The 26,338-nt window shown below is 67.2% G+C and carries 23 protein-coding genes and 2 tRNA genes; 3 read left to right on the top strand and 22 right to left on the bottom strand.

The window, feature by feature from the left end; genetic code table 11:
- Positions 1-237 precede the first annotated feature (237 nt).
- The 9 genes from tsf to V7D63_RS08695 all read right to left on the bottom strand — a co-directional run bounded on the left by tsf (position 238) and on the right by V7D63_RS08695 (position 7,786).
- Complete coding sequence (tsf, locus tag V7D63_RS08735; protein WP_333591880.1) at positions 238-1,179, bottom strand: translation elongation factor Ts; 942 nt, start codon at positions 1,177-1,179, stop codon at positions 238-240.
- Between the two features lie 94 nt (positions 1,180-1,273).
- On the bottom strand, positions 1,274-2,185 hold the full coding sequence (gene rpsB, locus V7D63_RS08730; protein WP_333591879.1) for a 30S ribosomal protein S2: 912 nt from the start codon (positions 2,183-2,185) through the stop codon (positions 1,274-1,276).
- Positions 2,186-2,351: 166 nt separating this feature from the next.
- On the bottom strand, positions 2,352-2,834 hold the full coding sequence (locus tag V7D63_RS08725) for a DUF192 domain-containing protein (RefSeq protein WP_333591878.1): 483 nt from the start codon (positions 2,832-2,834) through the stop codon (positions 2,352-2,354).
- Between the two features lie 26 nt (positions 2,835-2,860).
- Positions 2,861-3,421 carry a cold-shock protein gene (locus V7D63_RS08720; protein WP_333591877.1) on the bottom strand — a complete coding sequence of 187 codons (561 nt, stop codon included), beginning with the start codon at positions 3,419-3,421 and terminating at the stop codon, positions 2,861-2,863.
- A gap of 167 nt (positions 3,422-3,588) precedes the next feature.
- Positions 3,589-4,224 carry an IPTL-CTERM sorting domain-containing protein gene (locus V7D63_RS08715; protein WP_333591876.1) on the bottom strand — a complete coding sequence of 212 codons (636 nt, stop codon included), beginning with the start codon at positions 4,222-4,224 and terminating at the stop codon, positions 3,589-3,591.
- Between the two features lie 173 nt (positions 4,225-4,397).
- Positions 4,398-4,472, bottom strand: a tRNA-Glu gene (locus V7D63_RS08710).
- A gap of 61 nt (positions 4,473-4,533) precedes the next feature.
- Positions 4,534-6,339 carry a single-stranded-DNA-specific exonuclease RecJ gene (gene recJ / locus V7D63_RS08705; RefSeq protein WP_333591875.1) on the bottom strand — a complete coding sequence of 602 codons (1,806 nt, stop codon included), beginning with the start codon at positions 6,337-6,339 and terminating at the stop codon, positions 4,534-4,536.
- 2 nt (positions 6,340-6,341) lie between these two features.
- On the bottom strand, positions 6,342-7,283 hold the full coding sequence (glpX, locus tag V7D63_RS08700) for a class II fructose-bisphosphatase (RefSeq protein WP_333591874.1): 942 nt from the start codon (positions 7,281-7,283) through the stop codon (positions 6,342-6,344).
- A 56-nt stretch (positions 7,284-7,339) separates the two neighbouring features.
- Positions 7,340-7,786: a hypothetical protein gene (locus V7D63_RS08695; protein ID WP_333591873.1), complete on the bottom strand. Its 447-nt coding sequence runs from the start codon at positions 7,784-7,786 to the stop codon at positions 7,340-7,342.
- A 62-nt stretch (positions 7,787-7,848) separates the two neighbouring features.
- Between V7D63_RS08695 and phaC the strand changes: the two genes are divergently transcribed.
- From phaC to V7D63_RS08680, 3 genes are all read left to right on the top strand, one after another.
- A complete protein-coding gene (phaC, locus tag V7D63_RS08690) occupies positions 7,849-9,795 on the top strand; it encodes a class I poly(R)-hydroxyalkanoic acid synthase (protein WP_333591872.1) in 1,947 nt (648 codons plus the stop codon).
- The gene (locus V7D63_RS08685) at positions 9,792-10,172 is read left to right on the top strand and encodes a hypothetical protein (protein WP_333591871.1); all 381 of its coding nucleotides are present in this window, start codon (positions 9,792-9,794) and stop codon (positions 10,170-10,172) included. Before phaC ends, V7D63_RS08685 begins: the two co-directional genes overlap by 4 nt.
- Positions 10,173-10,226: 54 nt before the next feature.
- Positions 10,227-10,303: transfer RNA gene (locus V7D63_RS08680), tRNA-Pro, on the top strand.
- Positions 10,304-10,328: 25 nt separating this feature from the next.
- On the opposite strand, the gene dnaE is transcribed toward V7D63_RS08680, so the two are convergent.
- The 13 genes from dnaE to nuoL form a co-directional block, all read right to left on the bottom strand.
- Positions 10,329-13,784 (bottom strand): DNA polymerase III subunit alpha, encoded by a 3,456-nt coding sequence (gene dnaE, locus V7D63_RS08675; protein WP_333591898.1) that lies wholly within the window; start codon positions 13,782-13,784, stop codon positions 10,329-10,331.
- A 411-nt stretch (positions 13,785-14,195) separates the two neighbouring features.
- Positions 14,196-14,918 (bottom strand): ABC transporter ATP-binding protein, encoded by a 723-nt coding sequence (locus V7D63_RS08670; RefSeq protein WP_333591870.1) that lies wholly within the window; start codon positions 14,916-14,918, stop codon positions 14,196-14,198.
- Positions 14,911-16,200, bottom strand: a complete 1,290-nt coding sequence (locus tag V7D63_RS08665) for a lipoprotein-releasing ABC transporter permease subunit (protein WP_333591869.1) — start codon at positions 16,198-16,200, stop codon at positions 14,911-14,913. The genes V7D63_RS08670 and V7D63_RS08665 overlap by 8 nt, the downstream gene beginning before the upstream one ends.
- Positions 16,197-17,513 carry a proline--tRNA ligase gene (gene proS / locus V7D63_RS08660; protein ID WP_333591868.1) on the bottom strand — a complete coding sequence of 439 codons (1,317 nt, stop codon included), beginning with the start codon at positions 17,511-17,513 and terminating at the stop codon, positions 16,197-16,199. The genes V7D63_RS08665 and proS overlap by 4 nt, the downstream gene beginning before the upstream one ends.
- 76 nt (positions 17,514-17,589) lie before the next feature.
- Positions 17,590-17,982: a DUF1801 domain-containing protein gene (locus tag V7D63_RS08655; RefSeq protein WP_333591867.1), complete on the bottom strand. Its 393-nt coding sequence runs from the start codon at positions 17,980-17,982 to the stop codon at positions 17,590-17,592.
- Between the two features lie 4 nt (positions 17,983-17,986).
- The gene (locus V7D63_RS08650) at positions 17,987-18,253 is read right to left on the bottom strand and encodes a DUF1467 family protein (protein WP_333591866.1); all 267 of its coding nucleotides are present in this window, start codon (positions 18,251-18,253) and stop codon (positions 17,987-17,989) included.
- Positions 18,253-18,678, bottom strand: coding sequence for a methylmalonyl-CoA epimerase (gene mce, locus V7D63_RS08645; protein ID WP_333591865.1), 426 nt, complete (start codon positions 18,676-18,678; stop codon positions 18,253-18,255). Before mce ends, V7D63_RS08650 begins: the two co-directional genes overlap by 1 nt.
- A gap of 17 nt (positions 18,679-18,695) precedes the next feature.
- Positions 18,696-20,369, bottom strand: coding sequence for a ribonuclease J (locus V7D63_RS08640; protein ID WP_333591864.1), 1,674 nt, complete (start codon positions 20,367-20,369; stop codon positions 18,696-18,698).
- Complete coding sequence (locus V7D63_RS08635) at positions 20,366-21,145, bottom strand: type III pantothenate kinase (protein WP_333591897.1); 780 nt, start codon at positions 21,143-21,145, stop codon at positions 20,366-20,368. The genes V7D63_RS08640 and V7D63_RS08635 overlap by 4 nt, the downstream gene beginning before the upstream one ends.
- The gene (locus V7D63_RS08630; RefSeq protein WP_333591863.1) at positions 21,142-21,891 is read right to left on the bottom strand and encodes a biotin--[acetyl-CoA-carboxylase] ligase; all 750 of its coding nucleotides are present in this window, start codon (positions 21,889-21,891) and stop codon (positions 21,142-21,144) included. The genes V7D63_RS08635 and V7D63_RS08630 overlap by 4 nt, the downstream gene beginning before the upstream one ends.
- A 3-nt stretch (positions 21,892-21,894) precedes the next feature.
- Positions 21,895-23,337 carry an NADH-quinone oxidoreductase subunit NuoN gene (gene nuoN, locus V7D63_RS08625; protein WP_333591862.1) on the bottom strand — a complete coding sequence of 481 codons (1,443 nt, stop codon included), beginning with the start codon at positions 23,335-23,337 and terminating at the stop codon, positions 21,895-21,897.
- A 7-nt stretch (positions 23,338-23,344) separates the two neighbouring features.
- A complete protein-coding gene (locus V7D63_RS08620; protein ID WP_333591896.1) occupies positions 23,345-24,829 on the bottom strand; it encodes an NADH-quinone oxidoreductase subunit M in 1,485 nt (494 codons plus the stop codon).
- A 13-nt stretch (positions 24,830-24,842) separates the two neighbouring features.
- Positions 24,843-26,338, bottom strand: a 1,496-nt coding sequence (nuoL, locus tag V7D63_RS08615) for an NADH-quinone oxidoreductase subunit L (RefSeq protein ID WP_333591861.1), incomplete at its 5' end; no start/stop codon positions are given.

Genomic DNA, 26,338 nt, shown 5'->3' with positions numbered 1-26,338 from the left:
CGTGTGCGGCGGTCAGCCCGGAATCGGGCCGCCCTTTATAGACGAAGGGCGCGTCAGGCTTCAAAGGCTTCTCCTCCCCGTGTGCGGAGAGGCGGATCGACGACGAGCCGTCGAGACGGACGGGCGGTCGGCTTCGCGCTCAGTCCAAATTCAGCATGACAAAGGGGCCGGTCCTTGCGGACACAGCCCCCTCACCACTTCGTGGTCCCCCTCCCCGCGAACGGGGAGGCGAATCTCTTAGTTGCCGCCCATCATCGAGGCGACTTCCGCAGCGAAGTCGGGTCCTTCGACCTTTTCGACGCCCTCGCCCAGCGCCAGACGGACGAAACCGGCCAGGTGCAGACCGGGCGCGCCCAGTTCCTTGCCCGTGTCGGCGACCAGTTGTTCGATGGTCACGTCCGGGTTCATGACGAACGGCTGCTTGGTCAGCACCACGTCCTTCTGGAACTTGTTGATCTGACCCTCGACGATCTTCGCGATCATGTTGTCGGGGCGGCCTTCCTCCTTGGCCTTCTCGGTCAGGACCTGACGTTCCTTCTCGATGGCGGCCGGGTCCAGATCGTCGGTGTTCAGCGACAGCGGAGCGGTCGCGGCCACGTGCATGGCGATCTTGCGGCCCAGTTCGCGCAGGGCCGCCTTGTCGCCGCCGCCGTGCAGGGCGACCAGCACGCCGATGCGGCCGACGCCCGGCGACACGGCGTTGTGGACATAGCTGGCGACCACGCCTTCTTCGACCGACAGGCGGGCGGCGCGGCGCAGTTGCATGTTCTCGCCGACGGTGGCGATCAGGTTGGTCACTTCGTCCTGGACCGTCTTGCCGGCTTCCAGTTCGGCGCCGTGCAGGCCTTCCAGCGTGGCGTGCTCCAGGCCCAGTTGGGCGAACGACTTGGCGGCGTTCTGGAACAGCTCGTTGCGGGCGACGAAGTCGGTTTCGGCGTTGAACTCGATCGCGGCGCCGATTTCGCCGGCGCCGACTTCTTTGGAAGCCACGGCGACCAGGCCTTCGGCGGCCACGCGGTCGGCCTTCTTGGCGGCCTTGGACAGGCCCTTGGCGCGCAGCCAATCGATGGCGGCGTCGATGTCGCCGTTGGTTTCCTGCAGGGCCTTCTTGCAGTCCATCATGCCGACGCCGGAGCGCTCGCGCAGTTCCTTGACGAGGGCGGCGGTGATCTCGGCCATGTTCAATCTCCTGGTGTTCGTAAGCGGTAACGGCCGGACCTCGAAAGGTCCGGCCGCGGTCTAGTGTTCGCCGTCAATGACAGCGGCGGCCGGATCAGGCCTGGGCAGGCTCGTTTTCGACGGCGTCGATGGCTTCCGAGGTCGCTTCCTGAGCGGCTTCGTCGGCCACGGCGGGCTGAGCGGCGGCTTCCAGCTCGACAGCGACGACCTCGAGTTCGGCCGGAACGGCTTCGGCCTCGGCCTTGGGCGACGCTGCTTCACGCAGCATCGGCTCGACCGGGTTTTCCGAAGCGCCCAGATCCACGCCCGAGGCGCCCGCACCGGCCGCCAGGCCGTCCAGGACGGCGTCGGCGATCAGGTCGCAGTAGGTCTGGATGGCGCGGGCGGCGTCGTCGTTGCCCGGCACCGGATAGGTGATGCCGTCCGGGTCCGAATTGGTGTCCAGGATGGCGATGATCGGGATGTTCAGCTTGCGGGCTTCCTGGATCGCGATCGATTCCTTGTTGGTGTCGATCACGAACATGATGTCCGGCACGCCGCCCATGTCCTTGATGCCGCCCAGCGAGGCTTCCAGCTTGTCGCGTTCGCGTTGCAGGCTCAGCAGCTCGCGCTTGACGCGGCCCTCGCCGCCCGACTCCAGCAGGGCGTCCAGCTCGCGCAGACGAGCGATCGAACCCGAGACGGTGCGCCAGTTGGTCAGGGTGCCGCCCAGCCAGCGGTTGTTCATATAGTATTGAGCGCAGCGCTTGGCGGCCTCGGCCACCGGCTCGGCGGCCTGGCGCTTGGTGCCGACGAACAGCACGCGGCCGCCCTTGGCGGCGACGTCGCGCACGGCGACCAGCGCCTGGTGCATCAGCGGCATCGACTGCGACAGGTCGATGATGTGGATGTTGGAGCGCGAGCCGAAGATGTAGCGTTCCATCTTCGGGTTCCAGCGGTGCGTCTGGTGGCCGAAGTGAGCGCCCGCTTCCAGCAGGGTGCGCATCGAGAATTCAGGCAGAGCCATGATCGTTCAGTCCTTTTTCCGATCAACCTAGCGCGGGCGGTTAAAGGACCGGACGGTCCCTCGGAACGGAGCGAACGGGGATGTCTCCCCCAGACGCGCCACGCCCGCGTGCGAAGTGCGCGCGGCTTCTAGGCGGAACGGGCGGAAAAGGCAAGCGTCGCGGACGTCAGCGCGCGAAATACGGGTGGCGGACCTCGTCGCCCTTTTTGGCCCCGATCTCCTGGGCGCGTCCGGCGCGCAGCTCGACCACGCCCTTGGCCGGGCCTTCGGACGGCAGGATGGCGTCGGAATTGGGCGCGGCGTTGTGAATGATCGAAACGATCCGCCCGTCGGCGCCCACATAGACGATGTCCAGCGGACTGGGCGTGTTGTGCATCCAGAAACCGCGATCCTGGGCCGGTTCGTTCGGCCATTGGAACAGCATGCCGCGATCCTTGGGCAGGGGGTCGCGGTACATCAGGCCGCGCTGGCGTTCCGGTTCCTCGTCGGCGATCTCGACCAGGAATTCGTGCTGGCCCGAGGTTGTGACGATGGTCAGCGGCTCCAGCGGCCGTCCGTTGGCGTCCACCGCCGGGTCCTGGGCGCAGGCCGACCCGCCCAGGGCCAGGGCCGCCAGCACGCCCGCCAGAACCATTCGCCGATACAGCATCGTCTCTCGTCCTTCCCGGACGAAGATCACTCGCCCGTCGTGATTTCCGCGACCACCAGACCCTTGGGTCCTTCGGCGAAGCGCACCTGAACCGTCGCGCCGGGGATCAGATCGTCCAGACCACAGCGGCGCAGCGTCTCGATATGGACGAAGATATCGCCCGGTTCGTCCGCGCGCACCACGAATCCATAGCCCTTGGTGCGATTGAACCACTTCACCACGGCCGCTTCCATCACGGTGTCGGGATTCAGCATCGGCAGACGCTCGCGCGCGGTCGCCTTCAAGGCCTCGTAGCCGCGGCGGGGCGGAGCGATCAGGGTCGGGTCGCCTTCGCCCAGATCCAGAACCTCGGCCACCTGCCAGCCCTTGGGCCGACGCACGCAGGTGCACTGGATCGAGGCCCCCTCGTCCGCGCGATCTCGGCCGCTGTCACGCAGGCTGCTGATGTGCAGCAGCACATCCTTCAGTTCGGTCATGGCAGGGTCGTCAGGGACAATGAAGCCGTAGCCCTTGCCCGGATCAAACCATTTGACCCGCCCGGCGATGCGGACTGTGTCCGGCGCCTGGGCCTCCTCGAAATCTGACAACTTCCAACCCCCGCCCGCATATCTCCCGGACACCCCTGCTTAACACGGTTATTCCAAACGGTGAAAAGTGAAAAACGCTGGTCTTTTTCAGTTTTTTAACCGCACAGACGAAAAAGCCCGCCTGTGCAACGCCAAGGCGGGCTTCTCTCGTTCGTAGCCTTTGCGGATCAGCCGGCTAGGCGACGACGCTGGATCACAAAGGCCGCGCCGCCCGCCAAGGCCAGGGCCATCAAGATCATCGCCCATTCCGATAGCGTGGGCACCGAGACCGGCGCGGCGAAGGTCGCGGTGAACACCAGATCCTGGTTCAGACCAGACAGACTCCAACTACCTAGCGAATAATGGACCTTGTCCGCCGGCAGATAATTTCCAGGCGCGCCGACGTTGAGCCGACCCAGTTCACCGGACGATTGCTGATCGACCGCCAAGACGTAGGAATTGCCGATCGTCACCGGAATGCCGGGCGAGAAGGTGAAGGTCGAGGCGACCGTGCTGGGCACGTTCACCGGGGCGCCCGTCCAGATGGGGACCGCACCGACCACGCCGGCGTTATAGGTGTAGACCTTGGGCACGACAGTCAGCGTCGGCGACGCAGGCGCACGAGAGATTTCCAGCGTGTACTGGTTCAACTGATTGCCGGGCGCCACGACAATTTGCCCGTGCTGGCTCAAGACATCTTCGATACTCTGCGTGCCGGCATATGCGGTATTGCTGACTACGATCTGGGCCGATGCGGCGCCGACGCCGCAAAGGGCAAGCGCCGTCGCGGCAAGTCCTCCCGCAATATAGTTAATCCACCGCATTGATATTCCTCGATATTAATCGCCTTCCCCGGACAGCCAAAAGTAGCAAATATCGGCGATCCGTCAATAAGCGCGAAAATGCGGCGGCGATCGGGCTTGCGTGACGGACACAACAAATCATCGCGGCGTAAGGCGCGGGGGTCGTATCGGAATATCAGGGGGAAGGCCCCGCGTGGCAGTCCCTAGGGGAATCGAACCCCTCTTTTCAGGTTGAAAACCTGACGTCCTAACCGATAGACGAAGGGACCGCTGCGCGGGGAGCGGGCGATATAGCCGCCGATTCCGAGCCGCGCAAGCCCCCGCGAACGGTCATAGTCTGCGCGGATCGTCGGCGTCCTCGATCTCCATCTGCACGCCGCGCCTGCCGTTCCAGTCATCGGCCTTCAGCCGCCCCGCGATCCGCAGTCCGCCCTGCCCCGACAACAGCGTCTGCCCCAGCGGCAGGTCGGCGCAGCGCCAGGCCACGGCCCGCACCGAGGCGCCGTCGGCGGCGACCAGGCGGCACCGCACATGGCCGCCGTTCATCGGCTGGGCGTCGCGCGCCTGAACGCCGTCCAGGGCGAACAACGGCTCAGGATTGGCTGGGCCGAAAGGCGCCATACGCTCAAAGGATTCAAACAGGTCGCGGTTCGCCGCGGCCGCGTCGATCAGGGCGTCGATCTCGACCCAGTCCTGGGCCGCCGCCTGCACGCTTTCGCCCGCCAGCCGGTCGTTCAGGAAGCCGCGCACGGCGTCGACGCCGCCCGCCGCCACGGTCAGGCCCGCCGCCATGGCGTGGCCGCCCCCGGCCAGCAGCAGCCCCTCTTCCCAGGCCGCCTGCACCGCCCGGCCCAGGTTGACGCCCGGCTGAGACCGGCCCGAGCCTTTGCCCACGCCCGTCGCCGGATCAACGCCGACCACCACCACGGGCTTGCGCCAACGTTCCCGCAGCCGCCCGGCCACAATGCCGACCACGCCGGGATGCCAGTCCTCGCCCTCGACCACGACCACGGCCGAACCGTCGTCATGGGCGCCCGAGGTCTCGACGCGCCGCACGGCCGCCTCGGTCACCGCCGCCTCGACCTCGCGCCGGGCGATGTTCAGGGCGTGCAGTTCGGCCGCCAGCCGCGTCGCCTCGGCCGGATCGTCGGTCGACAACAGGCGTGCGCCCAGGTCCGACCGGCCGATGCGCCCGCCCGCGTTTATCCTGGGTCCCAGGATGAAGCCCGCGTGGTTGGTGGTCGCCGGCTTGGGTTCGGCGCCGGCCGCGGCCAGCAAGGCCTTCAGACCCGGATTGCCCCAACCCGACATGACGCCCAGCCCCAGCTTCGTCAGCGCCCGGTTGAACCCCGTCAGTCCCGTCACGTCGCAGACGGCCCCCATGGCCGCCAGATCCATCCAGGCGCGGATGTCCGGCGCCTCGCGCCCCTCGAACAGCCCGCGCGCCCGCACCTCGCGGTTCAGCGCCGCCAGCAGCACGAACACCACACCCGCCGCCGCCAGATTGCCTTGGCCCGAGTTGCAGCCCGGCCGATTCGGATTGACCACGGCCAGAGCCTTGGGCGGTTCGGCCCGCATCAGGTGGTGGTCGATGACCACGACGTTCAGCCCGATCGCCGCCGCGTGATCCAGCGCCTCGTTCGCCGCCGCGCCGCAGTCGACGGTGATGACCAGGTCCGCGCCCTGCCCTTTCAGCGTGTCGAAGGCCCTGGCGCTCGGCCCGTACCCCTCGGTCAGCCGGTCGGGCACATAGATCGGCAGTTCCGCCCCCATGGCCCGGAACCAGCGCACCAGCAGGGCCGCGCTGGACGCTCCGTCCACGTCATAGTCGGCGAAGACCCAGACCTTCGATCCGGCCTGAAGGGCGTCGACGACGGCCGCCGCCGCCGTGTCCATGTCCATGAAGCTGGACGGATCGGGAAACAGCGCCTTCAGCGTCGGCGTCAGGAAGTCCGCCCCCTGATCGGCCCGCACCCCGCGCGACGCCAGCGCCCGCGCCAGCGGTTCATCCAGGCCCAGCGACTGCATATGCGCCCTGACGACCGACGCCTCGGCCGGTCGCTGCCGCCAGGCTCGGCCGCTCAACGACCGTTCGACGCCCAGAAAGGCGCCTGAGCCTGGCGCGCCGCCGTCCATGATCAGACCGGATGCGTCATGCGGATGCGGCGCACCGTGCGGCTGGCGGAATCCATGACGACCGTATGGGTCGAGACGAAGCCGCCCTTCACCGTCACACCGTCCAGCATGGCGCCCTTGGTCACGCCCGTGGCGGCGAAGACGGCGTCCTTGGACACCAGTTCGTGCAGGTCGTATTTGCGGTTCAGGTCGGTCACGCCGGTGCGCGCCGCGCGCGCGCGTTCATCGTCGTTGCGGAACACCAGTCGGCCCTGGAAGAAGCCGCCGACGCATTTCAGCGCCGCCGCCGCCAGCACGCCCTCGGGCGCCCCGCCCTGGCCCAGATACAGATCGATGCCGGTGTGCGGCTCGGCCGTGTGGATCACACCGGCCACGTCGCCGTCGGTGATCAGCATGACCCGCGCCTCGACCTCGCGCAGGGCGGCGATCAGCGCGGCGTGGCGCGGCCGGTCCATGACGCAGACGGTGATGTCGCGCGTCGCCACCCCCTTGGCCCCGGCCAAGGCCTTCACATTGTCCTGCGGGGTCATGTCCAGATCGACCAGGCCCGGCGCATAGCCCGGCCCGACCGCGATCTTGTCCATATAGGTGTCGGGCGCGTGCAGCATGCCGCCGCCCTCCGACATGGCCAGCACGCACAGCGCATTCGCCATCGCCTTGGCCGTCAGCGTCGTGCCTTCCAGCGGGTCCAGGGCGATGTCGATGGCCGGGCCTTTGCCCGTGCCCACCTTCTCACCGATGTAGAGCATCGGCGCTTCGTCGCGCTCGCCCTCGCCGATCACGATCTTGCCGTCGATGGCCAGGTTGTTCAGCGCCGTGCGCATGGCGTCGACGGCCAGTTGGTCGGCGTGTTTCTCATCGCCCCGGCCGATCTGGCTCCAACTGGCGATGGCGGCCAGTTCAGTCACGCGCGCGGCGTCGAAGGCCAGGGTCGAAATGGTCATGCGAAGGCTCCTGAGTGTCGTTGTCGCCCGGCGTCTGTCGGCCGGGTCGGCGAAAACTATTGTCGACGAGGCACGGGCGGCGGCGCGGTCGCCCGCTGGCGCAGGCGTTCGGCCAGAGCCTCGATCTCTTCCTGCGTCTGGGCCGACATCGGCGACACCGGCGCGGCCTGGATGCGGCGGTTGACCTGGGCCACGAAGGCCGCGGGATCGGACAACGTCCATTCCAGACGCGCCGCCTCTCCGTCCAGGACCGCGCTTGACGCATTCAAGGCGTCGACCCGTGTCGCCAGCTCGACCGGTCGCGGCAGATCGCTCGGCGTGGCCGGGAAATCCGCCCAACGCGGATAGACGCGATGCGTGTCCACGATCTGCTGCACGCGCGGCGCCAGCGGCGACTGGGCGTCCGTCTCGGCCACGAACGAACCGGCGCAAGCCGTCAGCCCCAGGCCGAGTCCCAGGCCCGCCACGGCGGCCGTCATCTTTTTGAGGCGGGATGCGTTCATTTCAGGCCCGGTCATATGCCATGATCGCAACGGGCGAAAGCCGCCCGCACCGGAGGACAGCCATGGCCAAGCGCCCGACGACCGCTTCAGACGCCGACAAGGCGGCCAAGCCGCGCGCGCCACGCAAGCCGGGCCGTCCGACGTCGCCAAAGCCGCCCCGGCCGCGCGCCGCCAAGCCCAAGCCTGAACCGGCGCCCGAAGCCGCGCCTCAGCCGCAGCCCGCGTCCGAATCGGCCGACGGCTTCGCCGACCAGCAAAAGCTGATCGAGACCCTGTCGATCAACCTGGCCAAGGCGGCCATGACCGCCCAGGCCGCCATCGCCGAAGCCGCCCTGACCCAGGCCGACCGCCCCGCCGCCCTGTCGCCCGATCCGTTCAACGTCGCCCCGGCCATGACGGCGGTGATGAGCAGCCTGGCCGCCCGGCCCGACAAGCTGTTCGCCGCCCAGGCCGATCTGTTCAACCGCTATATGGACCTGTGGGCCTCGGGCGCCCGCGCCGCGACGGGCGAGACGCCGGTCCCCGCCCCGGCCGACAAGCGGTTCAAGGACCCCGCCTGGTCGGAAAACCCGATGTTCGACGTCATGCGGCGCTCTTATCTGGTCACGTCCGACTGGATGAACGGCCTGGTCGCCTCGGCCGAGGACGTCGATCCGATGACGCGCCGCCGGGCCGAATTCTTCACCAAGCTGCTGACCGACGCCTTCTCGCCGTCCAACTTCCTGGCCTCCAACCCGGCCGCGCTGAAGGCTCTGGCCGCGACCAACGGCGAGAGCCTGGTCAAGGGCATGGAGAATTTCGCCGCGGATCTTGAGCGCGGCGGCGGCAAGCTGAAGATCAGCCAGGCCGACTACGGCCGCTTCAAGGTGGGCGAGAACGTCGCCACCGCGCCGGGCCAGGTCGTCTGGCGCGACGAACTGTTCGAGTTGATCCAGTTCGACGCCGCGACGGATCAACAGCGGGCCACGCCCCTGCTGATCTTCCCGCCCTGGATCAACAAATTCTACATCCTGGATCTGCAGCCCGAGAATTCGATGATCCGCTGGCTGTCCAGCCAGGGCTTCACCGTCTTCGTCTGCTCCTGGGTCAATCCCGATGTCGACAAGGCCGGCTTCGGCTTTGACGACTATCTGGAAAAGGGGATCTATCGCGCCGTCGAAAAGGTGCTGGAGCAGACCCAGGCCGACCATGTGAACACCGTCGGCTATTGCATCGGCGGCACCCTGCTGGGCGGGGGCCTGGCGCATATGGCGGCCAAGGGCGACACGCGCGTCTCGGCCACCACCTTCTTCGCGGCCCAGCACGACTTCGCCCAGGCGGGCGACCTGTTGTTGTTCACCGACGAACACTGGCTGAACGAGATCGAGCAGCAGATGGACAAGGCGGGCGGCGTCCTGCCCGGCGCGGCCATGGCCGACACCTTCAACGCGCTGCGGGCCAACGACCTGATCTGGTCGTTCTTCGTGTCCAACTATCTGATGGGCAAGTCGCCGCCGGCTTTCGACCTGCTGTTCTGGAACGCCGACCAGACGCGCATGCCCAAGCGGCTGCACATGGATTATCTGCGCAACATGTACGGCAAGAACGCCCTGGCCCAGGGCGCCTTCCAGATGGGCGGCGAGACGATCGACCTGACCAAGGTCACCATCCCCCTCTATTTCCAGGCCAGTCGCGAGGACCACATCGCCCCGATGAACTCGGTCTATCGCTCGGCGCGCGCCTTCCAGAACGCGGCGGTGACGCTGACGCTGGCCGGATCGGGCCACATCGCCGGGGTGGTCAATCCGCCCTCGGCCAAGAAATACCAGCACTGGACCAACGCGGCCCTGCCCCAGACCCTGGCGGAATGGCAGGCGGGCGCCGTCGAACATCCGGGCAGTTGGTGGCCGCACTGGGCCGAATGGCTGCATGACAAGTCGGGCGGCTGGGTTTCGGCGCGGAATCCCTCCAAGGGCAGGCTCACGCCCATCGAACCGGCGCCGGGCAGCTATGTGAAGGTGAAGTCTTGAAGCTGGACGCCAACGCCCTTTTGGCTGTCACCTCGGTGCTGGCCCTGACCCTGATCGTCATGACGGCCAGCGCCTTCGGCCCGCCCGAGGCGGCCCGGAAATACATCGGCGCGGCCCTGATGAGCGTGCTGGGCTTCCTGTTCCTGAACCGGCTCTGGATGATCAGCCGCAAGCGCAAGCCCAAGGCTCTGATCCAGCCGGACCAGCCCGCCACCCTGATCATGGCCATGGTCTTTCCCTTCGCCATGGTCCTGTCTGCCGGTCTGCCGGTCATCGCGCCCAGCGGCGACTACGGTCTGATGATCATCATGGCCGGGGTCTTCACCGGCCTGTCGATCCAGTCGGCGGCCGCGGCCCGGATGGCGGCCAAGGAATAGCCGCCGCCGTTGCTCCGACGGGGCAAGCCCTGTAGGAGAGCCGCCTGCCTGTGTCGGGGTGTAGCGCAGCCTGGTAGCGCATCTGCTTTGGGAGCAGAGGGTCGGAGGTTCGAATCCTCTCGCCCCGACCAACAGGGCGTTCACAACGCCCGCTCGTCAGGCGTCCTCCAGCAACACCACCCCCGGCGCCGATTTCAGCGCCCCGCGCAGGGCGCCGTCCAGCCGGTAACGGCCGGGCAGTTTCAGTTCGACCTCACGCCGCCCTTCCAGCGACGCGATCAGAGAAATCTCTCCGCCCCGGCCGTCCGCCCCCCTGGCCCGCTCCAGCCGCGCCTTCAGCGCCGCGACATCGGCCGAACGCGCCGAGACGTGGACCCGCAGCTCCGCCGCCGCGTCGTCCAGCATGGCGTCCATCGGCTTGGCGTCGTCGCCGAAGAAGCGCACCTCGCCGTCCGTCGCCTTGGCTCGCACCCGCACCATGACCGAGGCCCCCGGCTCCAGCACCTCACGGCACCGCCGAAGCTGTTCGGGCGGGAACAGGCATTCAAACTCGCCGGTCGGGTCCGAGAAGGTGACGAAGGCGAATTTCTCACCCGTCCGGGCGCTGGCCCGTTCCTGGCGGCGACGCACCACGCCCGCCATCTGAAAGGCCTCGTGCCCGGCCTCGGCCAGGGCCGTGGCCTCGGCGACGAAGGTCACCCGCTTGCGTTTCAGGGCGGGCGTCAAATCCTCCAGCGGATGGCCGGACAGATAGAAGCCGATCGCCGCCAACTCCTCGTCCAGGCGCTCCGGCCCGATCCACGGCTCGACGGCTCTCAGCCGAGGCCGCGCCGCATGGGCCTGGTCGCCGCCGAACAGGCTGACCTGGGCCGAGGCGCGCTCGGCCGCCACGCTCTGGCAATAGGCCATCAGCACATCGGCCTGTTCGACCAATTGCCGCCGGTTGGAATGAATGGAATCGAAGGCCCCGGCCCGCGCCAGGTTTTCCAGCGCCCGCTTGTTGACCGCGCGCGGATCGACCCGCTCCAGGAAGTCGAAGATGTCGGTGAACCGTCCGCCCGTCTCGCGCACATCGACGACGTGTTTCATCGCCTCCAGGCCGACGTTGCGTATGGCGCCCAGGGCGTAGAGCACGCTGCCGGTCTCGCCCTCCCAGGCCACGTCGAAATCGGCGGACGACACGTTCACGTCCGGCGCCCGAACCGGCACCTCGAAGCGGCGGCAGTCCTGATAGAAGACCGCCAGCTTGTCGGTGTTCGACAGGTCCAGGCTCATGGACGCGGCCATGAACTCGACCGGATGGGTCGCCTTCAGCCAACCGGTCTGGAAGCTGATCAACGCATAGGCCGCCGCGTGCGACTTGTTGAAGCCGTAGCCCGCGAACTTGGCCACCAGATCGAAGATGCCGCCCGACTGCGCCTCGGGCACGCCCTTCTCGGCCGCCCCTTTCACGAACCGCGCCCGCTGGACGTCCATCTCCTCCTTCTTCTTCTTGCCCATGGCCCGGCGCAGCAGGTCGGCCTCGCCCAGGCTGTAGCCCGCCAGGATCTGGGCGATCTTCATCACCTGCTCCTGGTAGATGATGACGCCGTAGGTCTCGGTCAGGACCTCGGTCAGGCTGGGATGCAGGTAATCGACCTCGGCCCGGCCGAATTTCCGGTCGATATAGGTGTCGATCATCTCCATCGGTCCCGGCCGATAGAGGGAGATCAGGGCGGTGATCTCCTCGATGGAGCCGCAGCGCATCTTGCGCAGAGTGTCGCGCATGCCCTGGGATTCGAGCTGGAACACCCCCACCGTCTGGCCCGACGCCATCAGTTCATAGGTCGCCGGATCGTCCAGCGGCAGTCCGTTCCAGTCGGGCGCCGCGCCGCGCCGCTCCAGATACTGCCGCGCCCGGTCCAGCACCGTCAGGGTCTTCAGGCCCAGGAAGTCGAACTTCACCAGCCCGGCCGGCTCGACCCATTTCATGTTGAACTGGGTGGCTGGGATGTCCGAGCGCGGGTCCTGGTACAGAGGCGTCAGTTCGACCAGCGGCCGGTCGCCGATGACGATGCCCGCCGCGTGGGTCGAGGCGTTGCGATACAGCCCCTCCAGCTCCAGCGCCGTCTCCAACAGGGTCTTGACCGAGACCTCGGCGTCGCGCGCCTCTTGCAGGCGCGGCTCGATCTCGATGGCCTGGGCCAGGGTCGTCGGATTGGCCGGGTTGTTCGGCACCATCTTGGCCAGGCGGTCCACCTGGCCCAGCGGCAGTTGCAGCACCCGGCCCACGTCGCGAAGCACGGCCCGCGCCTGAAGCGTGCCGAAGGTGATGATCTGGGCCACCCGATCCTTGCCGTAGTGGTCCTGGACGTAGGAGATCACCTCCTCGCGCCGCTCCTGGCAGAAGTCGATGTCGAAGTCGGGCATGGACACCCGTTCCGGGTTCAGGAACCGCTCGAACAGCAGGCCGAACCGCAAGGGGTCCAGGTCGGTGATGGTCAAGGCCCAGGCGACCAGGGACCCGGCCCCCGAACCCCGGCCCGGTCCCACCGGAATTCCGTGCGACTTGGCCCATTTGATGAAGTCCGACACGATCAGGAAATAGCCGGGGAACCCCATCTGCTGGATGATGGAGACTTCCCAGTCCAGCCGGGTCCAATAGTCCGCCTCGGGCGCGGCGGGCGTGACCTGGGCCAGACGGGCCTTCAACCCCTCGCGCGCCTGGTGCGCCAGTTCGTCGGCCTCGGATCGACCCGCGCCGGTGTCGAAACGCGGCAGGATCGGCGCGCGTGTCTGCACCAGGAAGGCGCAGCGGCGGGCAATGTCGATGGTGTTGTCGCAGGCCTCGGGCAGGTCGGCGAACAGGTCGCGCATCGCGACGGCGGGCTTGAACCAGTGCTGGCCGGTCACCCGGCGCCGGTCGTCCTGGCCGATGAAGGCGCCGTCGGCGATGCACAGCAGGGCGTCGTGCGCCCGCGTCTGGCTCGGCTTGGCGTAATAGACGTCATTGGTGGCGACCAGCGGCGCGTCATTGGCGTAGGCCCATTCCACCAGGCTCCGTTCGGCCGCCTGTTCGTCCGGCGTCCCGTGCCGTTGCAGCTCGACATAGAAACGGTCGCCGAAGGCCGCCTTCATGGCCTGCAGCGCCTGCGCGCCCTCCGCGGCCTTGCCTTGCACGAACAGAGGATCGACCGGCCCGTCCGGCCCGCCGGACAGCAGGATCAGCCCCTCGGCGTGCGCCGTGACCTGGTCCCAGGCCACGCCCGGCTCGTCCATCTCGCCCGAGTCCAGATAGGCCGAGGACGACAGGGCGCACAGATTCAGCCAGCCGGTCTCGTTCTGAACGATCAGCACCACGGTCGGCGTCCGCGCCCAACGCGGGGTCGGCCGTCCGCCGATCCCGGTCACCGGCAGGGCGCAGGCGATGATCGGCTGAACCCCCGCATCGCGCGCGGCCTGGCTGAACTCCAGCGCCCCGAACAGATTGGCCCGATCCGCGACCCCGACCGCCGGCATGCCGTTGTCGGCCGCCATCCGTCCGATCTTGCCCGCCTTGATCGCCCCCTCCAGCAAGGAATAGGCGCTGCGGACGCGCAGATGGATGAAGCCTGTGGCGGCGGCGTCGGTGATGGCCTGCACTCCTTCGGCAGGCCGGAAACGACTCATTGCGCCAGCAACGCCGCCTGCCAGACCATCCAGACAAAGCCGCCGCAAGACGCAAGCGACAGCAGCTCCCTAACCCAACGCGACATCGCCTTATCCCCAGTTGCGTGTTCCGGGAATGTTCTATGTTCCATTTTCGTTCTCGTCAATCCTCATGACGACGAAAGGCCGCGACGGCGGTTTCGATGGGGCGTAGACAGGGGGCCGACGCCGACAACCATCCGCCTTTCCGGCGGCGGGCGTTCCAGGAGAGCCGCCATGGCCAAGGGCCAGATGCGCAGCAACAAGGAAGTCCGCAAACCCAAGGCGGACAAGCCCAAGCCGCCGATCTCGGTCGCCAGTTCGCCCTTCACCACGCCGCCGGGCAAGAAATAGCCGTCAGTAAGCGTGGCTCTCGGCCGGACGTTCTTCCAGGTGGCCGTCCTTCAGGGCGAAGACCCGGTCCATATGCCCCGCCAGCTCCATGTTGTGGGTGGCGATCAGGGCGGCGACGCCGGTGTCGCGCACCAGGGTCCGCAAAGCCTCGAACACCGCCTGGCTGGTGGCCGGGTCCAGGTTTCCGGTCGGTTCGTCGGCCAGCAACAGACGCGGACGGTTGGCCAGGGCGCGGGCGATGGCCACGCGTTGCTGCTCGCCGCCCGACATCTGGGCCGGTTGATGCGACGCCCGATCGGCCAGGCCCAGCGCGGCCAGCAGTTCACCGGCCCGGGCCTGCGCCTGGGCCGCCTTCACCCCCGCGATGCGCAACGGCAGGGCGACGTTGTCGCGTGCGTCGAACTCAGGCAGCAGGTGGTGAAACTGATAGACGAAGCCGACGTGGTTCAGGCGCAGACGCGTGCGCGCCTCTTCGTCCAGGCTTCCAGCGTCCTGGCCGCCGATGACCACCTGGCCCGTCGTCGGCCGCTCCAGCAGGCCGGCGGCGTGCAGCAGCGACGACTTGCCCGAACCTGACGGGCCGATCAGGCCGATCAACTGGCCCGGCATGACGTCCAGATCGACGCCCTTCAGCACCGTCAGGCCGCCCTGGGCGGTGTCATAGGTGCGGGTGACGCCGCGAAGGCTCAGAACCGCACCCTGGGGATAAGCCTGTGGATCACTCAAAGCGAAGCGCCTCCACCGGGTCCATCTTGGCTGCCCGCCACGAGGGCAGCAGCGAGGCGAAGCACGACATGAACAGCGACCAGATCGTCACCCAGAAGACATCGACCGGATCGACCAGGGCCGGAACCGCCTCCAGCATATAGACGTCGGCGTTGAACAACTGGACGCCCAGCAAGGCCTCCAGAAAATGCTGGATCGCGCCGATGTTCAGACAGAACAACAGGCCCAGGATCAGGCCCGTGAACGTTCCGGCCGCCCCGATGGCCGCCCCGGCGATGAAGAAGACCCGCAGCATGGAGCCGCGGCTGGCGCCGACGGTGCGCAGGATGGCGATGTCGCGCGTCTTGTTCTTCACCAGCATGACGATGCCGGAGATGATGTTCAGGGCGGCGATGGCGACGACCAGGCCGAGGATGATGCTCATGGCCACCTTCTCGACCTTCAGCGCGCCCCAGAAGGCGGCCAGGCGGTTGCGCCAGTCGCTGATCAGGGCCGGGCCGTTCGCGGCCTCGCGGATCGGCGTCAGATACTGGTCGACCAGATCGGGTTCGGCGACCTTCAGCTCGATCACGTCCCAGAGACCTTCCTTGCCGAAGAACAGTTGGGCCTGCTCCAGCGGCATGAAGACGAAGGCGCGATCGAAGTCGGCGGTGCCCGAGCTGAACACCCCGCCGACGACATAGGTCTTGGTCAGGCCGCCCAGATTGCCGAAGGCGCTGTCGGCGCCAGTCGGGGAATACAGGGTGATGGGCGAACCGACGCCCACGCCCATCTCTTCCGCCAGGGTCTTGCCGATCAGCACCCGGTCGCCGCCATAGGCGCCTTGGCCGAACGACCGACGCGCCTCGGGCGTCAGGCTGTCATAGACGAATTTGGTCGAAACCAGATCCTGGGGCCGGACGCCGCGCACGATGCCTCCGGTCACCTGGCCGCCCGCCTGGAACATGGCCGGGCTTTCGGTCAGCGGGGTGACGTGAACCACACCCGGCACGGCCCTCATTCGCGCCAGGGCCGCCTCACGCTCGGGCGAGTTCAGCACCGGTCCCTGAACATAGACATGGCCGTTGAAGCTGAGCATCCGGCTGAGCAGCTCGGTGCGGAAACCGGCCATGATGCTCATCACCGTGATCAGCGCCATCACCGCCAGGGCGATGGCGACATAGGAGATGACGGCGATCAGGGCGATGCCGCCCTCTTTGCGGCGCGCGCGCAGATAACGCAGCGCCAGGCCGAACTCCCAGGCGGAAAAGGCCCCGGCCGGTTTGGTGATGGCGTCGCTCATGCGGTCAGTTTCGCCAGCGCCTCATCCAGGGGCACGGACACCTTCTCGCCGGTCGCGCGGCGTTTCAGCTCGACCACGCCTTCGGCCAGGCCCTTGGGACCGATGGTCAGTTGCCAGGGCACGCCGATCAGGTCAGCGGTGGCGAATTTGCCGCCCGGACGTTCGTCGGTGTCGTCGTACAGCACGTCCTTGCCCGCCGCTTCCAGGCGCGCGACCGCGTCTTCACAAGCGGCCGAGACCGCCGCGTCATTGGCGCGCAGATTGATGACGACGACGTCGAACGGGGCCACGGCGTCCGGCCAGATGATGCCGCCTTCGTCGTGGCTGGCCTCGATGATGGCGCCCAACAGACGCGACACGCCGACGCCGTAGCTGCCCATGTGCACGTCCGTATCGACGCCATCGGGTCCGGCCACCTTGGCCTTCATCGGCGCCGAGTATTTCGTGCCGAAATAGAAGATATGGCCCACCTCGATGCCGCGCGCGGTCAGGCGGTCGGCCTCGGCCGTCTGGCTTTCAAAGGCGGCGGCGTCGTGCATTTCCTCGGTCGCCGCGTACAGGCTGGTGCGCCCGTCGACGATGGTCTGCAGATCGTCCCAGTCCACATCGGCGCCGGGCGCGGGCATTTCGACCAGTTTGCGGTCGCAGAACACCTGGCTCTCGCCGGTGTCGGCCAGGACGATGAACTCGTGGCTCAGATCGCCGCCGATCGGGCCGGTGTCGGCACGCATCGGCACGGCCTTCAGCCCCATGCGGGCGAAGGTGTTCAGATAGGCCACGAACATGCGGTTGTAGGCGCGCCGGGCCGAGGCCTCGTCGATGTCGAACGAATAGGCGTCCTTCATCAGGAACTCGCGGCCCCGCATCACGCCGAAGCGCGGGCGCCGCTCGTCGCGGAACTTCCACTGGATGTGGAACAGGTTCAGCGGCAGCGCCTTGTAGCTCTTCACGAAGCCCCGGAAGATGTCGGTGATCATCTCCTCATTGGTCGGGCCGTACAGCAGTTCGCGCTCGTGCCGGTCGGTGATGCGCAACATCTCGGGACCGTAGGCGTCGTAACGCCCCGACTCGCGCCACAGATCGGCCAGTTGCAGCGTCGGCATCAGCAGTTCGACCGCGCCCGCCCTCACCTGCTCCTCGCGCACGATCTGTTCGATCTTCTTGAGCACCCGCAGACCCAGCGGCAGCCAGGCGTAGATGCCCGCCGCCTCCTGTTTGATCAGGCCGGCGCGGAGCATCAGTTGATGCGAGACGATCTGGGCGTCCGAAGGCGCCTCTTTCAGCGTGGGCAGGAAATAGCGCGACAGGCGCATGGTCGAAAATCCAGGCAGGCGAAAATCGGGAACGCCCGGTTTAGCCGGGCGACGGGGGCGAAAGCTAGGCCGAACCCTATCGCGCCGCCCTGCGGGTCGGGTCGCCCAGCGTGTGGTTCAGCGCCGCCGCCTGGCGCACGACGGCCATGACCGCCTCCGGTTCGACGGCGTCGCCTTGGCGAAAGGTCCAGTTGCCCAGCTCGTACCTGCCGCTGGGCTTGATGCGCGGCTCGATCGTCGCCAGCCGCTTTCCCCGCCAGAAACCCAGCAGGACGCGATGCTCCTCGGCTCGGATCAAGGCCATCAGGCCATCCGACACGAAGACCAGATTGCCCCATTTGATGATCTGGTCCGCCTGGGGAGCCGCCGTCTGGACGGCCGCGCGAAGATCCCGGACCACCTCGGCGCGCCAACCGTCCAGCGCCGCGACATAGGCGTCGGGATTCGCCGCGGGGACGACGCGCCGCACGGTCTCAGCCCGCCGCGTTGCCCACCACGGTCGGCAACGGCAGCCAGCCGGTGAAGATCAACACCATCACGAACACCCAGACGATGGCCGAGACCCAGGTGGTGGTGATGAATTTCTTCTTCAGTTGCGGGTCCTTGGGGGCGCCCCATTGGCCGCCGTCGTCAGGACGTTCCTGTTCCCGCTGATTCATGCCCAGCGGCAACACGGCGAACAGCACCGTCCACCAGCAGACGACATAGATGGCCAGCATTGTGATCGGGCCGATGGGCATCAGTGCGCTCCGCTATTGGGGGTCTGCATCAGTTCGACCAGCACCCCGCCCATGTCCTTGGGATGGACGAAGATGATCGGCGTGCCGTGCGCCCCGATGCGCGGCTCGCCCGTGCCCAATATGGTCGCTCCCTGGGCGCGCAGAGCGTCGCGCGCGGCCAGGATGTCCTCGACCTCGAAACAGACGTGGTGCTGGCCGCCCTTGGGGTTCTTCACCAGAAAGCCGTGGATGGGACTGTCGTCGCCCAGCGGCTCGATCAGCTCGATCTGGCTGTTCGGCAGGTCGATGAAACAGACCCGCACCCCCTGCTCCGGCAGGTCGAACGGTTCGTGCGCCCGGCTCGCGCCCAGCAGGTCGCGATACAGGGCCACGCTGGTCTCGATGGAGGGCGTGGCGACGCCGACGTGGTTCAGACGACCGATCATGGACCTACCTTAGCCGATCAGAGCCGCAACACGATGGTTTCGACGATGGGCCTGCGATCCCAGATGTTCTGACTGGCCTTCTTCAGCGCGCGCGCCACGGCCTGTTCGATGACTGTTTCGTCCTCCAGCGCCTCGCCTTTCAGCTTCAGCACCGCCTGTTCGGCGCGTTCGGCCAGGTCGTCCAGGGCATCGCCCAGCGGGCTGTCCTCGTCGCCGGGCAGGCCGATGCCGCGCACGTCGATGTCCGAGACGATCTTGCCGCGCCGGTCCATGGCGAAGCTGACGATCAATATGCCGTTCGACGCCGCGTGACGCCGCTCGCGCAGCGCCTCGCCCGCCTCTTCCACCAGCATGCCGCCGTCGACGAACAGGCGGCCCGAGGGCACCTCGTCGACGATGACCGCCGGGCCGGGAGCCAGACGCACCATGTCGCCGTTGCGCGGCGTGATGGTCTCGGGAACCTGCATCTCCTTCGCCAGCAGGGCGTGCTCGGCGATGTGGCGGCGCATGCCGTGGGTCGGCACGGCGATCTGGGGCCGCGCCCACTGATACATCTGGCGCAGTTCGTCGCGGCACGGATGGCCCGAGACGTGGATGCCGGGGTGGTCGCGGTCGGTGTAGATGCGCACCCCGCGCTCGGACAACGTGTCCTGCAACCGGCCGATGGCCAGTTCGTTGCCGGGGATCACCCGCGACGAGAAGATGCAGTGGTCGCCCGGTCCCAGCTTGATGAAGGGATGATTGCCCTCGGCCACCCGCGACAGGGCAGCACGGGATTCGCCCTGGCTGCCGGTGCACAGATACAGAATCTGGTCCGCCGGCCAGATGCGGGCCTCGTCCTCCGACAGGAAGGGGGCGCAGTCGTTCAGCATGCCGACCGACTTGGCCGCCGCCGTGATGCGGTGCATCGACCGGCCCGCCAGAACCACGCGGCGACCGGCGGCCTCGGCGGCGCGGATCACGCTGTCCATGCGCGCGACGTTGGAGGCGAAACAGCCGACAGCCACCCGCCCCTTCAGCCCGCCGATCAGTTCGGCCAGGGCCTCTTTCACATCGCCTTCCGACCCCGCCACGCCTTCCTGGAAGACGTTGGTGGAATCGCAGACCATAGCCAGCACCCCCTCGTCGCCCAGGCGGCGGATGGTGTCGACGTCGGTGCGCTCGCCGATGATGGGATCATTGTCGATCTTCCAGTCGCCGGTGTGCAGCACCACGCCCAGCGGCGTCTTGATCGCCAGGCCGTTCGGCTCGGCGATCGAATGGGTGATGGTGACCATCTCGATCTGGAAGGGTCCCAGGTCGATCTCGCCGCCCAGCGGCACTTCATGGATCGTCACCTTGTCCAGCAGGCCCGCGTCACGCAGCTTTTCGCGGATCAGGAAGGCGGTGAAGGGCGTGGCGTACAGCGGCGCCTTGAGGCGCGGCCACAGCCAGCCCAGGGCGCCGATGTGATCCTCATGCGCATGGGTCAGGACGATGCCCAGGATCTCCTCGCCCTCCAGGAAGGTCGGGTCGGGCACGATCACGTCCACGCCGGGCGTGGTGTTGTCGCCAAAGGTCACGCCCACATCGACGACGATCCATTTGCGGTCGTCCGCCGGGCCGTAGCCATAGGCGTTCAGGTTCATGCCGATCTCGTTCGAGCCGCCCAGCGGCAGGAAGACGAGTTCGTTCTCGGTGTTTTTGGTCATGCGCCCATATGGGTGTTGCGGCGATGGATTTCGAGCAGGCCGCGAAGGGTCAGGTCGGGATCGAAATGGTCGATGCTGTCGGTCGCGCCCTCGAACAGGGAGACCACGCCGCCGGTGCCGATGACCGTCATGGGCTTGCCCCACTCAGCCTTGATGCGCGCGACCAGCCCCTCGATCAGGGCGATGTAGCCCCAGAAGACGCCGGACTGCATGTTCGACACCGTGTCCTTGCCGATGACGCGGGCCGGTTTCTGGATGGCGATGCGCGGCAGCATGGCCGCCGCCTCATGCAGGGCCTGGAGACTGAGATTGACGCCCGGCGCGATGATCCCGCCCTCGAAGGCGCCGTCGGCGGCCACCACGTCGAAGGTGGTGGCCGTGCCGCTGTCAATCACGATCAGGTCGCCGGGATAGGTCAGGTGTGCGCCCACCGCGTTGACCAGACGATCGGCCCCCGCCTCGGACGGCTTGTCGATGCGGGCCGTCGCCCCCAGCACGGCGTTCTCGCCGACGACCAGGGGTTCGATGTTCAGATAGCGGCGCGCCAGGTTCCTCAGATTGAAGATCGACTGCGGCACCACGCTGGAGACGATGCAGCCGCTCAACGTCCCGATCGACAGTCCGCGCATCTCCAGAAGCTGGCTCAGCCAGACGGCGTATTCATCGGCCGTGCGCGCCGCCTCGGTGGCCGTGCGCCACTGGGCGATCCAGTCCGTTCCGTCATGGACGGCGAACAGGGTGTTGGTGTTGCCTTGCTCGATGGCCAGCAGCATCAGCCCGCCTCTCCAAAGAAGACGTCGCCCGCCGATATCAGGCGCAGGGTCCCGTCCGCCAGTCTGAGCCGCAACGAACCGTCGCCCTCGACCCCTTCGGCCAGCCCCTCGACCGTCTCGTGGCCCAGGCGTGCGACGCAGGGACCGTGCAGGGTCGCGTTGCGTGTGACCCAGGCGTCCAGCACCGGCTGAAAGCCCAGCGTCTCCCAGCGTTCGGACCATTCGGCATAGGCCTGGGCCAACACCTGGACCGCCGCCTCGGGCGACGGCGGATAGGCGATGTCGGAACGCAGATGTTTGGCCAGGGCCGCGGCCGGCCGTTCGGTCCCGTCCGGCGCATGGGCCAGGTTGACCCCGACGCCGACCGCCAGCCACAGACCGCCGGTCTGGTGAGCGCCGGACTCGACCAATATGCCCGCCGCCTTGTCGCCGCCCAGCATCACGTCATTGGGCCATTTGATCGTCACCGCCCCCGGCCGCGCGAAGGCGTCCAGCAGGTCCGCGACCGCCAGGGCCGCGACGAAGGTCGCCTGGGCCGCCTCGGCCGGGGCCTTGCGCGTCGTGGTCAGCAGGGTGGCGAACAGATTGCCGCCCTCGCTCTCCCACGCCCTGCCCCGTCGGCCGCGACCGGCCGTCTGGCGACGCGCGGTCAGCCACAGCGGCCCGATCTCGCCCACTTCGGCGCGGCGACGCGCCTCGGCGTTGGTGGAGTCGATTTCGTCGAGACGGATGACCGGCGCGGGCGTCACGCCCTAACCGGCCCCGAAGCCCGATGCGGCGGCGCGCGTCAGGGGTTCGATCCAGGCCAGGGCGAACATGACCATCGGGAAGGCGAAGGCCGCCGACAGCCAGGCCACCGTCTTGGCCTCGATCGGCGAGGCGTCCGGCTTGATCTCCGACGCCGGAGCGTCGAACCACATCAGCTTGATGATCCGCAGATAGTAGAAGGCGGCCACGACCGAAGCCACCAGACCGGCGGCGCCCGCCATCCAGTAACCCGCGTCGGCGGCGGCGCCGAACACCGCCCACTTGGCCCAGAAGCCCGATAACGGCGGCATGCCCAGCACCGACAGCGACAGGATGGTCAGGGCCACGGCCGTCATCGGCTTGTCACGGCTCAGCCCCGCCAGATCGTTGATCGAACGGATCGGACGTCCGTCGCGCGACAGCGACAGCAGCACGGCGAAGAAGCCCAACTGATCGACCACATACAGGGCCATGAACAGCAGCATGGCCTGGATGCCCAGCTCGGTCCCGGCCGCGATGCCCAACAGGGCGTAGCCGATGTTGGCGATGGACGAATAGGCCAGCAGGCGCTGGATGTCCTTCTGCGCCAGGCCGCCGAAGGCGCCGACGGCGAAGCTGATCAGCGAGATCAGGATCAGCACCTGCGCCCACTGGTCGTGCGATTGGGCGAAGCCGTCGCCCAGCACCCGCGCGGTCAGCACCATGGCCGCCACCTTGGGCGCCGTGGCGAACAGGGCCACGACCGGCGTCGGCGCACCCTCATAGACGTCGGGCGTCCACATGTGGAACGGCGCCGCCGAGACCTTGAAGGCCAGGCCGCAGATCAGGAACACCAGGCCGAACACCAGGCCCACGCCGGGGTTGGCGGCCGCATAGGCGGCGATGACGTCATAGTTCATCGAGCCGGTGAAGCCGTAGATCAGGCTGGCGCCGTACAGCAGCAGGCCCGACGACAGGGCGCCCAGGACGAAATATTTCAGGCCGGCTTCCGAGGCCTTCAGATTGTCGCGGTGGAAGGCGGCCAGCACATAGAGCGCCAGCGAATGCAGCTCGACCCCGACGTACAGCGAGATCAGGTCGCCCGACGACGCCATCATGGCCATGCCGACCGAGGCCAGGACGATCAGCACCGGATATTCAAACTTGGCGATGCGCGTGCGCGCCATCCAGCCGTCGCCCAGGATCACGCAGACCGCAGCCGACAGATAGATCAGCACCTTGGCGAACACCGCCAGGGGGTCGGCCACGAAGGCGCCGTTGAAGGCGGTTCCCAGCGGGCCGGTCGCGGCCAGGCCCGTCGCGACGAGCAGCAGCAGCACCGACAGGATCGACACCAGGCGCGCCGACTTCTCGCCGACGAAGGCGCCGACCATCAACAGAACCAGGGCGCCGATGGCGAGCGTCAGCTCCGAGGCCGCGAGTTGCAGGGCGAAATTCAGGTCAGGCATCATGATCTCACCCGCCGATCGCGGCGCGATAGGCGCTGGTCAGGGCCTCGACGGCAGGCCCGGTGATGTCGAGAACGGCGGCCGGATAGACCCCCAGCCACAGGGTGCCGATGATCAACGGCAGGAAGATCAGCAGTTCGCGCCGGTCGATGTCGTTGATCGTCTTCAGGGCCGGATTGGTGATCTCGCCGAACATGACGTTGCGATACAGCGTCAGCGCATAGACGGCCGAGAAGATCACGCCCGAGGCCGCGAACAGCGCCGTCCAGGTCGAGACCTGATAGACGCCGGTCATGGTCAGGATCTCGCCGACGAAGCCCGAGGTGCCCGGCAGGCCGACATTGGCCATAGTGAACATCAGGAAGATGGCGGCGAACCACGGCATCCGACTGGTCAGGCCGCCGTAGAAGGCGATCTCGCGGGTGTGCATCCGGTCATAGACCACGCCGACGCACAAGAAGAGCGCGCCCGAGATCAGGCCGTGGCTGATCATCTGGAACACCGCGCCCTGAACGCCCGTGTCGTTGCCCGCGAAGATGCCCATGGTCACGAAGCCCATGTGGGCGACCGACGAATAGGCGATCAGCTTCTTGATGTCGGTCTGACGGAAGGCGACCAGCGAGGTGTAGACCACGGCGATCGCCGACAGGGCGAAGACCAGCGGCCGGAACATCTCGGACGCCTGCGGGAACATGGGCAGGTTGAACAGGATGAAGCCGTATCCGCCCAGCTTCAGCAGGATGCCGGCCAGGATCACCGAACCAGCCGTCGGCGCCTGAACGTGGGCGTCGGGCAGCCAGGTGTGCACCGGCCACATCGGCATCTTCACTGCGAACGAGGTGAAGAAGGCCAGCCACAGCAGCGGCTGAACAGCGGGATCGAAGGCGTATTCCTTGAGCGCCGGAATGCTGGTGGTGCCCGTCTCATGCGCCATCCACAGCATGGCCAGCAGCATCAGCACCGACCCCAACAGGGTGTAGAGGAAGAATTTGTAGGCCGCGTAGATCCGGTTCTGTCCGCCCCAGACCCCGATGATCAGGAACATCGGCACCAGGCCGCCTTCAAAGAAGATGTAGAACAGGAACAGGTCCAGCGAGGTGAAGACCCCGATGACCAGGGTCTCCAGCGCCAGGAAGGCGATCATATATTCGACGACGCGCTTATCGATCGTCTTCCAACTGGCCAGAATGCAAAGCGGCATCAGGAAGGCTGTCAAGAGGACGAACAGGATCGAGATCCCGTCCACGCCCAGGTGATATTGGGCGCCCGCGAACCAGGCGTAGCGTTCGACGAACTGATAGCCGGGGTTCGACGGGTCGAAGGCGCAGACCAGCACGACCGACAGGGCCAGGGTCGCCAGGGTCGTACCCAGGGCGATCCAGCGCGCGGCCGGGGCCGCCGCCTCGCCCCGCTTGCTCAGCAGATGGGCGATCAGGATCAGACCCGCGCCGACCAGCGGCAGGAAGGTGACAATCGACAGGATGTTGGGGATGACGGGCACCGGCTCAGGCTCCCCAGGCGTAGAGGGCGAAGGCGAGGAAGCCGGCGACGCCCAGCAACATCACGAACGCATAGTGATAGACATAGCCCGACTGCAGGCGGCTCAGACGGCCCGCGAAGACCCGTGACAGGAAGGCCATGCCGTTCGGCCCGCCCCCGTCGATGATCTTCTCGTCGCCGACCTTCCAGAACAGGTCGCCCAGCGCCTTGGTCCCCTTGACGAAGGTGGCGGCGTACAGCTCGTCGAAATACCACTTGTTGTACAAGAAGTTGTACACGAACCCGCCGCGCGCGGCCATGCGGCGCGCCATGCCTTCCTTCACCACATAGATCCAATAGGCCACAAAGGTGCCGATCAGCGTCAGGATCAGCGGCGACCACTTCACCCAGGTCGGAACGCCGTGGCTGTCGTGCAGCACGTGGTTGGTTGGGCCGTTGAAGATCGCCTGACCCCAGAACTGGCCCTCGTGGTGGCCGATGAAATAGGGCGCGAAGACATAGCCCGCGGCCACCGCGCCGACCGACAGGATCAGCAACGGGACCAGCATCACCCACGGGCTTTCATGCGGATGCAGTTCGCCATGGTGGTGGTGATCGCCGTGCGCGTGATCGTCATGAGCATGATCGTCGCCGTGCGCATCCTTCCAGGCGGGCTTGTTGTGGAAGGTCATGAACACCAGGCGCCACGAATAATAGGCGGTCAGACCGGCCGCGAAGATGCCGACGAAGAAGGCGAACAGGCCCACCGGCGAATGACCGCTGGCCGCCGCCGCGAAGGCGCTCTCGATGATCGAGTCCTTGGAATAGAAGCCGGACAGACCGCCGATGCCGGGAATGCCAAGGCCGGTGATGGCGATGGTGCCGATGGTCATGACGGCATAGGTGACCGGCAACAGCTTCCACAGCCCGCCCATCTTCCGCATGTCCTGCTCGTGATGCATGCCGTTGATCACCGAACCGGCGCCCAGGAACAGCAGGGCCTTGAAGAAGGCGTGGGTGAACAGGTGGAACATGGCCGCCTCATAGGCGCCCACGCCGGCGGCGAAGAACATGTAGCCGAGCTGCGAACAGGTCGAATAGGCGATGACCCGCTTGATGTCGTTCTGGGCCAGGCCGACGGTGGCGGCGAACAGGGCCGTCACCGCGCCGATCACGGCCACGACCTGGGCGGCCGCCGGGGCGTATTCAAACAGCGGCGACAACAGGCAGACCATATAGACGCCGGCCGTCACCATGGTGGCGGCGTGGATCAGGGCCGAGACCGGGGTCGGGCCTTCCATGGCGTCGGGCAGCCAGGTGTGCAGGAAGAACTGGGCCGACTTGCCCATGGCGCCGATGAACAGCAGGAAGGCGGCCAGATCCAGCGCCGACCAGGTCTGGCCCGCAAACTCCCAGCCCGTTCCGGCCTTGGCCGCGATCATGGGGAACAGTTCGGCGAACTGGATCGTGCCGAACATCCAGAACACGGTCATGATGCCCAGGGCGAAGCCGAAGTCGCCGA

It is taken from the genome of Brevundimonas sp., from assembly GCF_036732845.1.
Classification (GTDB): domain Bacteria; phylum Pseudomonadota; class Alphaproteobacteria; order Caulobacterales; family Caulobacteraceae; genus Brevundimonas.
The sequence above is the reverse complement of the archived record's forward strand: the minus strand, read 5'-3'. Positions and strand labels throughout refer to the sequence as shown.